The sequence below is a fragment of the Bradyrhizobium sp. C9 genome (genome assembly GCF_002532045.1).
In the GTDB taxonomy this organism is placed as follows: Bacteria; Pseudomonadota; Alphaproteobacteria; order Rhizobiales; family Xanthobacteraceae; genus Bradyrhizobium.
Window position 1 is genome coordinate 136,045 of sequence record NZ_NWTG01000004.1, and the last position, 13,570, is coordinate 149,614.

The 13,570-nt window shown below is 64.8% G+C and carries 15 protein-coding genes; 8 read left to right on the forward strand and 7 right to left on the reverse strand.

Annotation, left to right across the window (positions count from 1 at the left end):
* The first annotated feature begins 52 nt into the window (after positions 1–52).
* The 4 genes from pxpB (at position 53) to CO675_RS10990 (ending at position 3,244) form a co-directional block, all read left to right on the forward strand.
* The gene (pxpB, locus tag CO675_RS10975; RefSeq protein ID WP_097671951.1) at positions 53–784 is read left to right on the forward strand and encodes a 5-oxoprolinase subunit PxpB; all 732 of its coding nucleotides are present in this window, start codon (positions 53–55) and stop codon (positions 782–784) included.
* On the forward strand, positions 781–1,815 hold the full coding sequence (locus CO675_RS10980) for a 5-oxoprolinase subunit C family protein (protein ID WP_097671952.1): 1,035 nt from the start codon (positions 781–783) through the stop codon (positions 1,813–1,815). Before pxpB ends, CO675_RS10980 begins: the two co-directional genes overlap by 4 nt.
* A gap of 89 nt (positions 1,816–1,904) precedes the next feature.
* Positions 1,905–2,678: a LamB/YcsF family protein gene (locus CO675_RS10985; RefSeq protein WP_092114433.1), complete on the forward strand. Its 774-nt coding sequence runs from the start codon at positions 1,905–1,907 to the stop codon at positions 2,676–2,678.
* A gap of 152 nt (positions 2,679–2,830) precedes the next feature.
* Positions 2,831–3,244 (forward strand): hypothetical protein, encoded by a 414-nt coding sequence (locus CO675_RS10990; protein ID WP_097671953.1) that lies wholly within the window; start codon positions 2,831–2,833, stop codon positions 3,242–3,244.
* 74 nt (positions 3,245–3,318) lie between these two features.
* Here CO675_RS10990 and CO675_RS10995 read toward each other — a convergent pair whose 3' ends face one another.
* From CO675_RS10995 to CO675_RS11005, 3 genes are all read right to left on the reverse strand, one after another.
* Entirely contained in the window at positions 3,319–3,471 is a 153-nt protein-coding gene (locus CO675_RS10995) for a hypothetical protein (RefSeq protein WP_171947587.1), read from the reverse strand.
* Positions 3,472–3,722: 251 nt separating this feature from the next.
* On the reverse strand, positions 3,723–4,880 hold the full coding sequence (locus CO675_RS11000; RefSeq protein WP_097671954.1) for a CmpA/NrtA family ABC transporter substrate-binding protein: 1,158 nt from the start codon (positions 4,878–4,880) through the stop codon (positions 3,723–3,725).
* Positions 4,877–5,467 (reverse strand): ANTAR domain-containing response regulator, encoded by a 591-nt coding sequence (locus CO675_RS11005; RefSeq protein WP_028332037.1) that lies wholly within the window; start codon positions 5,465–5,467, stop codon positions 4,877–4,879. Before CO675_RS11005 ends, CO675_RS11000 begins: the two co-directional genes overlap by 4 nt.
* A gap of 408 nt (positions 5,468–5,875) precedes the next feature.
* Between CO675_RS11005 and CO675_RS11010 the strand changes: the two genes are divergently transcribed.
* Both CO675_RS11010 and rimO read left to right on the forward strand, forming a co-directional pair.
* Complete coding sequence (locus tag CO675_RS11010) at positions 5,876–6,427, forward strand: DUF4240 domain-containing protein (protein WP_097671955.1); 552 nt, start codon at positions 5,876–5,878, stop codon at positions 6,425–6,427.
* Between the two features lie 141 nt (positions 6,428–6,568).
* A complete protein-coding gene (gene rimO / locus CO675_RS11015) occupies positions 6,569–7,888 on the forward strand; it encodes a 30S ribosomal protein S12 methylthiotransferase RimO (RefSeq protein WP_097671956.1) in 1,320 nt (439 codons plus the stop codon).
* Between the two features lie 6 nt (positions 7,889–7,894).
* Here the strand turns inward: rimO and CO675_RS11020 are convergent, their stop codons facing one another.
* Positions 7,895–8,107: a hypothetical protein gene (locus CO675_RS11020; RefSeq protein WP_097671957.1), complete on the reverse strand. Its 213-nt coding sequence runs from the start codon at positions 8,105–8,107 to the stop codon at positions 7,895–7,897.
* 282 nt (positions 8,108–8,389) lie between these two features.
* On the opposite strand from CO675_RS11020, the gene CO675_RS11025 reads away from it, so the two are divergent.
* On the forward strand, positions 8,390–9,586 hold the full coding sequence (locus CO675_RS11025) for an acetylornithine transaminase (protein WP_097671958.1): 1,197 nt from the start codon (positions 8,390–8,392) through the stop codon (positions 9,584–9,586).
* A gap of 100 nt (positions 9,587–9,686) precedes the next feature.
* Here CO675_RS11025 and CO675_RS11030 read toward each other — a convergent pair whose 3' ends face one another.
* The 3 genes from CO675_RS11030 to pcsA form a co-directional block, all read right to left on the reverse strand.
* The gene (locus tag CO675_RS11030; RefSeq protein ID WP_097671959.1) at positions 9,687–10,661 is read right to left on the reverse strand and encodes a quinone oxidoreductase family protein; all 975 of its coding nucleotides are present in this window, start codon (positions 10,659–10,661) and stop codon (positions 9,687–9,689) included.
* 133 nt (positions 10,662–10,794) lie between these two features.
* Complete coding sequence (locus CO675_RS11035; protein ID WP_097671960.1) at positions 10,795–11,520, reverse strand: TerC family protein; 726 nt, start codon at positions 11,518–11,520, stop codon at positions 10,795–10,797.
* Positions 11,517–12,245 (reverse strand): phosphatidylcholine synthase, encoded by a 729-nt coding sequence (gene pcsA / locus CO675_RS11040; RefSeq protein WP_097671961.1) that lies wholly within the window; start codon positions 12,243–12,245, stop codon positions 11,517–11,519. Before pcsA ends, CO675_RS11035 begins: the two co-directional genes overlap by 4 nt.
* A 133-nt stretch (positions 12,246–12,378) precedes the next feature.
* Here pcsA and CO675_RS11045 point away from each other — a divergent pair, with 133 nt between their 5' ends.
* The gene (locus CO675_RS11045; RefSeq protein ID WP_097671962.1) at positions 12,379–13,563 is read left to right on the forward strand and encodes a UbiH/UbiF family hydroxylase; all 1,185 of its coding nucleotides are present in this window, start codon (positions 12,379–12,381) and stop codon (positions 13,561–13,563) included.
* The last annotated feature ends 7 nt before the right edge of the window (positions 13,564–13,570 follow it).

Here is a 13,570-nt window from a genome sequence, read left to right on the forward strand (position 1 = left end):
GTTTTGAATCGAAACACGCTAGCTTGATGGCCGATCCAATCTGCTTGAGCCGATGGCCGAACCCATAAATCCTCCCCGCCTTTTGCCGAGTGGCGACAGCGCCATCACGGTGGAATTCAGCCGCACCATCGATGATGCCGCCAACCGGCGGGTGCTCGCGCTCGACCGCGTGATAGCCGCCGAGCCGATCGCCGGCATCACCGAGACCGTGCCGACCTACCGCTCGCTGCTGGTGCATTACGATCCCGTGCAGGTCACCTTCGATGCGCTCGGCGAGCAGCTGCTGGCGCGCGCCGCCAAGGCACCGCCGTCTGAGGTCGGAACGCGGCGCTGGCGGATCCCCATCACCTATGGCGGCGAGCACGGCATCGATCTCGAGGATGTGGCCAAGGCGCTCCAGACCACGCCCGATGACATCGTCGCGCGCCACGCCGCCGGCGACTATCGCGTCGCCATGATCGGCTTCACGCCCGGCTGGTCCTATCTCAGCGGGCTGGACAAGTCCCTGCATCTGCCGAGGCGCAAGGAGCCGCGGCTCGTGACCCCGGCCGGCACCATTTCGATCGGCGGCATCCAGACCGGCGTGCAGTGCCTGGCCGGCCCGAGCGGTTGGCACCTGCTCGGCCGCACCCCGGTGCGAACCTACCAATTGCATCGCGATCCGACCTTCCTGCTGGAGCCGGGCGATGCCGTCACCTTCACGGCGGTGGATGCCAAGACCTTTGCCGAACAGGACCGCGCCGCCGAGGCGGGCGAATTCGTCGCAGAACTGGTGACGCCATGAGCAAGCTCGTCGTCACCTCGATCGGCCCGGCAAGCTCGGTACAGGACGGCGGACGTCCGGGTTCGCAGCGCTACGGCCTGACGCCGAGCGGCGCGATGGACCGGCTTTCGCTGGCGGCCGCCAATACGCTGGTCGGCAATGAACCGTTCGCCGCCGTGGTCGAGATCGGCCCGTTCGGCGCCACCTTCACCGCGCGCGGCGGTGCCGTGCGCATCGGGCTCGCCGGCGCATCGCGCAATGCTGACATCGGTGGCCGGCCGGTCGCCTTCGACAGTTCGGCAACGCTCGCCGAAGGCGAGACGCTCAATCTCGGCTTTGCGCGCGGCGGCTCGTTCAGCTATCTGGCGATCGAGCACGGCATCGAGGGCGAGCCGATGTTCGGCAGCCTCGCCGTCAACGCCCGGGCCGGGCTCGGCAGCCCCTACCCGCGGCCGCTGCAAAGCGGCGACGAGTTGAAGACGAAGGCTGCGAGCAGCGGCGCCGAGCGCCGCATCGAATTGCCGGCAGCCACCGATGCGCCGATCCGCATCGTGTTCGGCCCGCAGGACGACGAGTTCACTGAAGAAAACAAGCAGCTGTTCCTCGACAGCGAGTGGAAGATCTCGGCCACCAGCGACCGCATGGGCTACCGGCTCGAAGGCGCTGTCATCAAGCACCGCGACGGCCACAACATCGTCTCCGACGGCACCGTCAACGGCAGCATCCAGGTGCCCGGCAACGGCCAGCCGATCGTGCTGATGCCGGACCGCGGCACCAGCGGCGGTTATCCGAAGATCGCAACCGTGATCACCGCCGATCTTGGCCGCTTCGCGCAGACCTCGGCCGGCCGGCCGTTCCGCTTCAAGGCCGTGACGATGGCGGAAGCGCAGGCCGAGGCGATCAAGTTCCACGCGCTGCTGCATTCCCTGCCCGATCGCCTCCGCGGCATCGACGATTTCGGTCTCAACATCGAGGCGCTGCGGGATGCGAACGTCGCAGGTCAGGCGGTCAACGCCGTCGATGTGTCGACCTGGCAAGTTGCGCTACCCTAGAGCATCATCCGGAAAAGTGCGAAGCGGTTTTCCGATCAGATGATGCCCAAACAAAAGAGCAAGTACGAACAACAAACGGATCGATCGTCATGACTGCAACCATCGACCTCAACTGCGATCTCGGCGAAAGCTTTGGCCCCTGGGAAATGGGCAATGATGCGGCGATGATCGAGCTTGCGACCTCGGTCAACGTCGCCTGCGGCTTCCATGCCGGGGACGCCGACATCATGCGCAAGACGGTCGAGCTTGCGAAGGCGCGCGGCGTCAGCGTCGGCGCGCATCCCGGCTACCGCGACCTGCATGGTTTCGGCCGGCGCCCGATGCCGGGGCTGACATCCTCCGAGATCGAGAACCTGATCGCCTATCAGATCGGCGCCCTGCAGGCGATCGCGACAGCGGCCGGCCACAAGGTCACCCATGTCAAGGCACATGGCGCGATTTCCAACGTCGCCTGCGAGGACGACATGACCGCACGCGCGATCGCCAATGCGATCAAGGCGGTCGACCGCAATCTCATCTTCGTGGTGCTCGCCAACTCGAAGCTGGTGCGCGCCGGTGAAGCCGCCAATCTGCGGATGGCGCATGAAGTGTTTGCCGACCGTGCCTACGAGGACGACGGCAATCTGGTGTCGCGCAAGAAACCCGGCGCGGTGCTGCACGATCCCAAGGCGATCGCCGAGCGCGTGGTGCGGATGGTGCAGGATGGCGCGGTCGTCTCGGTCACCGGCAAAGTGATCAAGATGCAGACCGATACCGTCTGCATCCATGGCGACACCCATGGCGCCGTCGAGATTGCGCGCGGCCTGCGCGAGGCGCTGAGCAAGGCCGGCATCACGGTCGCGCCGTTCAAGACCGCGCACTGATCCGCCAACGCATCGACTGAAAAGGGCCGGCCGTCGCGCCGACTCTTTTAGATTCCGTTAAGACTCTTCTTAAACCCAAACTTGCCGTTTTGATTGCTAGGTGCAGCTTCCGAGCCTTTGATTGTCCTCTCAGGAAAATTGGGTACGAAAGCATGTTCCGCACCAGCCTCTCCCTCGCAATTGCTGCGGTGGCCACGGCCGCCTTCACCAGTGCCGCCTCTGCCGGCTGCTACAGCTGCTATACGCCGCCGCCGCAGCCCTGCACGACCTGCTATCAGGTGCAGACCGTGCCGCCGCAGTATCGCACCGTGCAGGAAACCGTGATGGTGTCGCCGGGCCGCGTCATCGCGCATCGCACGCCGGCGCAGTATCGTACCGTGATGGTGCCGAAGACCGTGATGGTCGCGCCCGAAGGCGTCGCTTATGAGCGCATCGCGCCGCAATACGCCACCCAGGAACGCACGCAGATGGTCTCGCCGGGCTATTCCTACTACGCGCCGGTGCAGCCGACCTGCAACACCTGCGGCGGTGGTGGGTACGGATATGGTCACGGCTACGGCTACTGAGCCGTCAGTCTCCAGCCAACACAAAGCCGCCGCCTGAGGCCATCAGACGGCGGCTTTTCAATTTTCTGGGTAGCTCAGAACGGGTGGACGGACAGCGTGCCGAACACGATGGCGGCGATCACCGCGAAGGCGCTGTAGAGCGCCGCAGTGTGAATTCCGGTCCCGGACTTCCTTGAAATGTGTCGCGCGTAAAAGTGCAGGCGGGCTTCCGCCGATAGCTCGCGCATGGTCGATCTCCAACGCCCCATTCTCGGGCATATGGAATATCGTTCGCGCACGGATTCAAGCGGGCGGCAGAAATAGCGATGCTGTCGCCTTAGGGAACCCGGTTCCCAGAGGAATATTCTTTCGTTCGGGTTCGGCCGAGAATCTTATTCGTTGCAATTCGAGGCGTCGGGAACCCGCGCCGGTCCGGCAATTACCAAAAACTGGAAAACAACCCCATGCACAGTAGCCCGGAGGAGCCGCTGCGTCGCGCTCAGGGCTTCCAGCGCCCGATCTTGAAGGCCGCCAGATGGCCGGGAACGTCGTTCGGATCGAAGGGCGGACCCGCGAACGCGCCGATTGCGTTGGAGGTATTGGCCGCGCGCCCGGACGCTGCGTCGTAGAGATCGGGCCTGAACACCGCCATGGCGGCCTTCAGGGCCTCCGGCCGGTACGGCGTCTGGCCCCAGCGAACCATCTGCGCGTAGAGCCAGGCCGCCTGCCCCGGGTCCGGCCGCGCCGCCGCCTCGCGCCCGACCAGCAGATAGCGGTTGCTTTCGCGCATGGTGCCGTCAGGCGAGATCTTCAGCCGCCCATCGAGCGTGCGCTGGATGACGCTGGCATCGACGCCGAGCCGCTCGGGCTGCGCCAGCATCCGCGCGACCTCGGGCCGGTTCTCCGGCTGCTCGATAAACTCGGCGGCGCGCAGATGCGCGCGCACCAGCGCGGCCACGACATCGGCGTTCTTCTCCGACCAGCTCTGGCGCACCGCCAGCACCTTCTCCACCGCGCTGAGCAGGATGTCCGAGACGAAGTGCAGGATGTGACCGACGCCGAGATCGACCGCGATCGAATTCCAGGGCGCGCCGACGCAGAACGCGTCGACATGGCCGTTGGCGAGACTGTCCACCATGTAGGGCGGCGGCAACACCACGAGCTGCACGTCCTCGTCGGGATCGACGCCGCCGGCGGCCATCCAGAACCGCAATTGATAATTGTGGGTCGAGAACGGGAAGGTCATGCCGAATGTCAGCGGCTCAGCCCCGCTCTTCCGCCGTTCTGCAACCACGCGCGCGAGCGCCCGCGCGGTCGCCAACGGATCGAACCGGTCGCCGTCGATCTCCTCCATCAGCGCGGCATGCAGCGCCGGCGATACGGTAATGGCGTTGCCATTGAGCCCGAGATTGAACGGTGCTGCGATCGGCACCCTGACGTGGCCGAGCCCAAGACTCGAGGCGATCGCGACCGGCGCCAGCAGATGGGCCGCGTCGAACAGGCCGATATTGAGCTTGTCGCGGACGTTCGACCACGACACTTCGCGCACCAGGGTGACGTCGAGCCCTTCGGCTGCGGCAAACCCCTTGTCGACCGCGACGATCAGGGCGGCGGCATCCACCAGCGGAATGAATCCGATGTGCAGGGGTGTGGTCATTTCAACAGCTCCGACGCCGTCAGGATCGATTGCGCGATCTCGCCGATCTTCTTCTTCTCGCGCATCGCGGTCGAGCGCATCAGCACGTAGGCTTCCTCTTCGGTTAGTCCCTTCACCTTCATCAGGATGCCCTTGGCGCGGTCGATCACCTTGCGCTCCTCCAGCGCATGCTTGGTGCGGTCGAGCTCGTCCTGCAGCTTGGCGAAGGCATTGAAGCGGGACACGCAGAGATCGAGGATCGGCTTCATCCGCTCCTTCTTGAGGCCGTCGACGATGTAGGCGGAGACCCCCGCCTCAACCGAGGCCTGGATCGAGGCGGCGTCGCTCTGGTCGACGAACATCGCGATCGGGCGGCGGACGGCACGGCTGACCTGGAACATCTGTTCCAGCACGTCGCGGCTGGGGTTCTCGAGGTCGATGACGATGATCTCGGGATCGAGTGCATAGATCCGCGACAGCAGGCTCTGCATCTCGCTGATATGGACCACGTCCGTATAACCGGCCTCCCGCAGCCCCTCCTCCAGGATGGCCGCACGGATCGGGCTCTCGTCGACTATGACGATCTTGGGAGACGACTCAGCGCTCATCGACAACTCTTAAGGCCCGGCAACCAGCATCCATATCATGCCGGAAGCCCCGGGAAAGGGTTGTAATTCTCGGCAATTGGGACTAGTTCCTGCCCATCAATCAGGTAGATTCAGAGATATGCAAGAGGCCGCCGCGCCGAAAGGTGAGCGTCGTGTCCTTGGGGTGATCCTGAGACAACGAATGTAAACTCTTTGAGCCGCGTACTTCGTACAGAAGAATGTCGCCTGGAGGCGGCTGTCGCCGGGACTATCGATTCACCGATCAGGGCGCCTGCTCATCAAGGTGAGATGCGAAGCACCACTCACGCGCTCAATTCAGACGATGCGTGTCGCGACCCGTTGCAGACCTTGGGGGTTGAGCCGTAAGGATGGTTCAATTAGCGTACAGAGCAACCATTGGTGGTGCCTATGATCGCCCCCGAGATGCCTGCCGATCAGTTCTGGGGAATCATGGGGCGCGCCATGCAACACGGCGTTGATCCGGCTACCCACATAGACGCCCTAGGCACGGAGTTGCGTGGGCACACTTCCGAAGAAATCAAGTCGTTCGAGGTGGCATTTCGGCGCTATCTCAACAAGGCATACACTTGGGATCTTTGGGGGGCGGCATACGTGATTCACGGCGGCTGCTCTGACGATGGTTTCGAATACTTCCGACGTTGGCTCGTATCGCGTGGACGCGACGTGTACGAGCTTGCGCTGGCCGATCCTGACAGCTTGGCACAACTCAAAGTGCGACCCGGTCCTGATGGCACGTGGGAGTTCGAAGAAATCTACTCTGTTGCGAGGCGAGTCTTCGCCGAAAAAGGCGGCAAAGGCGACGTGCGCGACTATTCCGAGCGGGAGGCTGGATTGGGAGGACCTGGGCCTTCCGGCGAACCTTTCCGGGAAGACCCGGAGCATCTGGCCCGACGCTATCCAAATCTTTGGCGGCAGTTTGGAGCCGAACCGCTGGGTTGACGCGTTCTGCCCCTACTGGTCGATCTCACTCACTGCTTCGCTTTACCGTCGCGGGAACCTGCGTAACGGTTGAATTTTCCCATCAGAGCAATTAGTTAGACCGCATATCCGAACAATTCAGATCAGGCTCCAGGCGACCCCATGGAAAGAGCGCCCCATATCTCATTCGTCAGTCTCGGCTGCCCCAAGGCGCTGGTCGATTCCGAGCGCATCATCACGCGGCTGCGCGCGGAGGGCTATGAGCTCGCGCGCAAGCATGACGGCGCCGACATCGTCATCGTCAACACCTGCGGCTTCCTCGACAGCGCCAAGCAGGAATCGCTTGCGGCGATCGGCGAGGCCATGGCCGAGAACGGCAAGGTCATCGTGACCGGCTGCATGGGCGCTGAACCCGAGCAGATCGAGAGCGCCTATCCCGGCGTGCTGTCGATCACCGGCCCGCAGCAATATGAGAGCGTGCTGGACGCCGTGCACCGCGCGCTGCCGCCGGCGCACAATCCGCATCTCGATTTGGTGCCGCCGCAGGGCGTCAAGCTGACGCCGCGCCACTACGCTTACTTGAAGATTTCCGAAGGCTGCAACAACCGCTGCAGCTTCTGCATCATCCCGAAGCTGCGCGGCGATCTGGTGTCGCGGCCGGCCAATGACGTGCTGCGCGAGGCCGAGAAGCTGGTGAAGGCCGGCGTCAAGGAATTGCTGGTCATCTCGCAGGACACCTCGGCCTATGGCGTCGATCTGAAATACGCCGAGAGCCCGTGGCAGGATCGCGCCGTGCGTGCGAAATTCTACGACCTCGCCAAGGAGCTCGGTGAGCTTGGCGCCTGGGTGCGGCTGCAATACGTCTACCCCTACCCGCATGTCGACGAGGTCATCGGCCTGATGACCGAGGGCAAGGTGCTGCCCTATCTCGACATCCCGTTCCAGCATGCGAGCCCCGACGTGCTGCGTGCGATGAAGCGCCCGGCGGCGCAGGAGAAGACGCTGGCGCGGATCCAGAAGTGGCGCGAGCAATGCCCGGAGCTGACGCTGCGCTCGACCTTCATCGTCGGCTTCCCCGGCGAGACCGATGCCGATTTCGCCTACCTGCTCGACTGGCTCGATGAAGCCGGGATCGACCGCCTCGGTTGCTTCAAATACGAGCCGGTCGCCGGCGCCTCCTCGAACGCGATCGGCAATGCGGTGTCCGACGAGGTCAAGCAGGAACGCTGGAACGCGCTGATGGCGCGGCAGCAGAGGATTTCGGCCAAGCGCCTGAAGCGCAAGGTCGGCACCCGCCAGCAGGTGATCATCGATGAGGTCGGCCCGACGGTCGCGAAAGGTCGTTCAAAGGCCGACGCACCGGAGATCGACGGCGCCGTCTATCTCACCAGCCGCCGCCCGCTCAAGGTCGGCGAGATCGTCACCGCCAAGATCGAGCGCGCCGACGAATACGACCTGCACGGCAGCGTCGCCGGATTCTGAACGCGCCTAATTGGCAGTCGGCGCAGCGGCGAGCGCCGGGTCCAGCGTGCGAAGCACGCGGTGGATGCGGACCGAAGTGCCGATGCCTGCATTGCGCACATAGGCATCGATGACCGCCTCGCTCTCGACCACGACGAGGCCGAACAACTTGCGGTCGTCGGTCGCGTAGGTGCAGAGCCAACCAGCTTGATCACGGCGCCACCTGCAGGATTGCTTCATCGCAGCTTAACACGCTCCGCGAGCGACGTACGCGCGATACCTGCCGCTTGACACCAGCGCCCGTTCGGCTGTATGGCCCTGCGCCATGAAGCTGAACCGGACCCACCGCCGCGCCATCTGCCGTCGTCGCACCCGCGACGATGCTGGGCTGCGCCGTGTCCGACGCCATCGCTGATAAGCTAAAATCAGCCAAGGTTTTCGAGAAGGCCGCGCCCGCAAAGCGCGGCCTTCTTGCTTTTCGGCCTGCCCCCAATTCCCACACCGACCCCAGAGGAGATCGATATGACCAACGCCGCCCATCCGTTCGACGCGCTGATGGACATCACCGCCCGCCCCGAGGTCGTGTTCGTGCGCGGCGCAGGCTCGTATTTGTGGGACGCCAACCGCAACCGCTATCTCGATTTCGTGCAGGGCTGGGCCGTGAATCCGCTCGGCCACTCGCCGGTCATCGTTGCCGATGCGCTGGCCGCGCAGGCCAAGCGGCTACTGACGCCGAGCCCGGCGTTCTACAACGAGCAGAGCCTGAAACTGGCGAAGATGCTGGTCGACAAGAGCTGCTTCGACCAGGTGTTCTTCGCCAATTCCGGCGCCGAGGCCAATGAGGGCGCGATCAAGCTCGCACGGAAATTCGGCGCCAAGTACAAGGGTGGCGCGCACGAGATCATCACCTTCGAAGGCGGCTTCCACGGCCGCACGCTCGCGACCATGTCGGCGTCGGGCAAGAAGGCGTTCGAACCGCTGTTCGAACCAAAGGTCTCGGGCTTTCGAAAGGCCAAGCTGAACGACATCGAGTCGGTGCGGAAGTTGATTTCGCCATCGACGGTCGCGGTGATGCTGGAGCCGATCCAGGGCGAAGCCGGCGTGTGGCCGGCGACCGACGCGTTCCTGCAAGAGCTGCGGGCGCTGACCCAGCAGCGTGGGCTGCTCTTGATCGTCGACGAGATCCAGACCGGCATCGGCCGCACCGGAAAGCTGTTCGGCCATGAGCACGCCGGAATCGAGCCCGACATCATGACGCTCGGCAAGGGCATCGGTGGCGGCGTGCCGCTCGCAGCGCTGCTCGCGACCGAGCATGCCTCCTGCTTCGATCACGGCGATCAGGGCGGCACCTTCAACGGCAATCCCCTGATGTGCGCCGCGGGGCTTGTCGTGCTCGATCAGATCAGCCAGCCCGACTTCCTGAAATCGGTGGTCGATGCCGGTCTGCTGCTCGAGCGCGAATTGCAGCGGCTGTCGGCGCGGCACGGGCTCGGCGAGATCAGAGGCCGCGGCCTCCTGCTCGCGCTCGATCTCAAGATGCCGATCGGCGCGGCCATCGTCGCCGAGGCGTTCGCAGCCGGCGTGCTGGTCAACTCCCCGCAACCGGACACGCTGCGCTTCATGCCGGCGCTCAACGTCACGCGGGAGGAGATATCGGCAATGATCGATTGTCTGGATGGGGTGCTGACGAAGGTCGGTGCGGCGCGGCGGGTGGCGTAGCCATCTCGACTGTCGTTCCGGGGCATCGCGTTAGCGATGAACCCGGAACCTCGAGATTCCGGGTTCGATGCTCGCGCATCGCCCCGGAATGACGATCTCTCTACGGCCGCAAGATCGCGGCACCCGTGGTCGCCCGGCTCTCCAGGTCGATATGCGCCTTGGCGACGTCCTTGAGCGCATAGGCATGGTTGATCGGCACGTGCAGCTTGCCGTTGATCACAGCGGCAAACAGCGTGTCGGCGCCTTCGAGCAATTCCTTGCGGGTGCCGACATAGTCGTTGAGCTTCGGCCGCGTCGCAAACAGCGAACCGTGGTTGTTGAGCTCGGCGAGCGGGAACGGCGGCACCGGACCCGAGGCGTTGCCGAACGAGACGAACAGGCCGCGTGGCCGCAGGCACGATAGCGATCCCGGGAAGGTGGTCTTGCCGACGCCGTCATAGACGACGTCGCAAAGTTCGCCGCGGCTGATCTGCTTGACGCGTTCGACGAAGTTCTCCTCGTTGTAGAGGATGACGTGGTCGCAGCCATTGGCGAGCGCGATATCGGCCTTCGCCTTCGAGCCGACGGTGCCGATGACATGCGCGCCGAGTGCGTGCGCCCACTGGCAGGCCAGCAGCCCGATGCCGCCGGCCGCGGCGTGGATCAGCACCCGATGGCCCTGCTCGACCTTGAAGGTCTTGTGCAGGAGGTACCAGACCGTGAGGCCCTTGAGCATCAGGACGGCGCCCTGCTCGTAAGTGATGTGGTCGGGCAGTTTGACGAGCTTGTCCGCCGGGATCACGCGCTCGGAGGCGTAACCGCCGAGGTTGTAGTAGTAGGCGACGCGATCGCCGGGGTGGAAATTGGTCACCCCCGGGCCGACCGCCAGGACCTCGCCGGCGGCCTCGTTGCCGGCGATGAACGGCAGGCCGGGCGCCTTGTAGAGGCCGGTGCGGAAATAGACGTCGATGAAGTTCAGCCCGACCGCATGCTGGCGGATGCGGACCTCGCCGGTCCCCGGCGCCCCCACCTCGACATCCTCATAAGTCAGGACCTCAGGGCCCCCCACCTTGTGCACCCGCACAGCCTTGGTCATGTCGTCGCTCCCTCAGATCTCAGCGTCAGCCGAGCGAATGCCATCGGCACCGGCTTGTCAACCAACCGGCCGGAACCGGGGATTGGATGCATGATCTTTTCGGAAAACCGCTTCGCACTTTTCCGGATCATGCCTACCGCGCCGGCTTCTTGCGGTTGCGTTTGGCCAGCACGTTGAACATCTCGACCGCCGCCGAGAATGCGATGGCGAAATAGATGTAGCCGCGCGGGATGTGGAATTTGAAGCCGTCGGCCACCAGCGCCACGCCGATCAGCACCAGGAACGCCAACGCCAGCATCTTGGTGGTCGGATGTTCCGCGACAAACCGCGCCACCGGTCCCGACGAGACGTACATGATGATGCACGCGATCACGACCGCCGCGATCATGATCTCGATGTCCTGCGCCATGCCGATCGCGGTGATGATCGAATCCAGCGAGAACACCAGGTCGATGATGATGATCTGCACGATCACCCAGAAGAATGCGTTCGGGCTTGGCTTGTCGTTCTCCTCGGCGTCACGCGCCTCGACCTCGGCGTGGATCTCGTGGGTCGCCTTCGCAATCAGGAACAGGCCGCCGCCGATCAGGATGATGTCGCGCCACGACAGCGCGACGCTCTCGATGGTGATCACCGGCTGCGTCAGCCCGATCAGCCAGACCAGGACGCTGAGCAGGATGATGCGGAACACCAGCGCCAGCAGCAGGCCGATCTGCCGCGCGCGGTTGGCCTGCGGCTGCGGAATCCGCGAGACCAGCACCGAGAGGAAGATGACGTTGTCGATGCCAAGCACGATCTCGAGCGCAGTCAGGGTCAACAGCGCCGCCCAGGCTTCCGGGCTGGTGATCAATTGCATCATGCTCTGAAGGCTTTCATCCGGCGGATCAAGGTGTCGCTGCCGACGATGTAGACGGCGATGGCGCAGAGACCGAAGGTGATCGGGGCGCCGACCACGAAATCATTGGCGAGCGTGTACATGCCGAGCAGTGCCCAGGCGCCGAGCAGCCACAGCGTCAGCCAGCGCAGCCGCACCACGCGGAACGGATGCAGCACATGGAACGGCGCAAAGGTCAGCACGATCAGGAGCGCGACCACGATTGTCGACAGCACCGGCGGCAAATGCAGCAGGAACAGGTAGAACGCCGCCGCATTCCACAGCGCCGGGAAGCCGCGGAAATGGTTGTCGTCGGCCTTCATGCGGCGGTCGGCGAAATACAGCGCGCTGGACACCACGATGCCGATGCCGAGGATTGGCGCGGCCAGCGGCAGCAGCATGCCGCTTGCGGTGATCGCATAGGCCGGCACGAACACATAGGTGACGAAATCGACCACGAGGTCGAGCACCTCGCCCGACCAGTTCGGCTGCAGCCGCACCACGTCGAGCCGGCGCGCCAGCGGGCCGTCGATGCCGTCGATGATCAGCGCGACCCCGAGCCAGGCGAACATGTTGGCCCAGTGCTCGCGCACCGCCTCAAGCATCGCCAGCAGCGCGACCCCGGCGCCGAGCGCCGTGAAAATATGAACGGAGAATGCGGCGGTCCGCATCCGTTCTGGCAACGCATCCGGCTGGCTCGAGTGCTCCATCGGCCGAAGTGCTATCAGGAATCGGCCCCCTTTGCATATGCAGTCTTGCGGCGTTCCGCCGCGCAAACCATTGCAAGGATTCAGTGGTTACCGATGGCTTGAAAATCGGGCCAGGCATGTCAAATGTCCTGATATGACCGACAGCTCGCAGGATTATGACGTTATCGTAATTGGCGGCGGTCCGGCCGGATTGACGGCTGCGATCGCCCTCGCCGACGCCGGCGCGCGCACCGCGCTGTTGGCGCGCCGCGCCCCGTATGCCGACAACCGGACCACCGCGCTGCTCGGCGCCTCGACCGAGATCCTGGAGCGGCTCGATGTCTGGCGGCGCTGCAGCGACAAGGCGGCCGCGCTCAAGACCATGCGCCTCGTCGACGACACCGGCCGCCTGATCCGCGCGCCGGAGGTGCGGTTCTCCTCCGAGGAGATCGGCCGCGAGCAGTTCGGCTTCAACATCGACAATCGCTCGCTGGTGGCGGCGCTCGAGGAGCGCGCCGGCGAGATGGCCGCACTGACGCGGTTCGACGACGAGGCCGCCTCGGTGCAACCAGATGATGCCGCGGTCACCGTGGTGACGCGACAGGGCCAGACGTTATCGGCCCGGCTCGTGGTCGGCGCCGACGGACGCAATTCACTCTCGCGCGAGGCCGCCGGCATCGAGGTGGTCAGCCGCGAACTCGGCCAATCCGCCCTCACCTTCAACATCACCCACAGCCGACCGCACAACAACATCTCGACCGAGTTTCACACCGAGCACGGCCCCTGCGTGTTCGTGCCGCTCAGCGGCAACCGCAGCAGCGTGGTCTGGGTCTCGGCGCCGAAGGAGGCTGAACGGCTGAAGGCGCTTGGCGATGATGAATTATCCGAAGCGGCCGAGCGGCAGTCGCATTCGATTCTCGGCCGCGTCGAGGTCCAGGGCGGCCGTCACGTGTTTCCCCTCGCCATCGAGCGGCCCCGGCAATTCGCCAAGGACCGGATCGCGCTGGTCGGCGAATCCGCCCATGTGCTGCCGCCGATCGGCGCGCAGGGGCTCAACATGGGACTGCGCGATGCCGCCGATATCGCCGAGATCACAGGCCAGGCAATCCGCCGCGGCGAGGATCCCGGCGCGCCGAACGTGCTGTCGCGCTATCAGGCGGCGCGGCGTCCCGATGTCGCCAGCCGGACCTGGGCGATCGACATCGCCAACCGGTCGCTGCTCAGCGATTTCCTCGGCGTACAAACCGCGCGTGCCGCGGGCCTGCATCTGCTCGGCGCCTTCGGCCCGCTGCGGCGGCTGGCGATGCGCGAGGGCCTCGCCCCGTCCTGGCGGCGGTAGCCCCTGC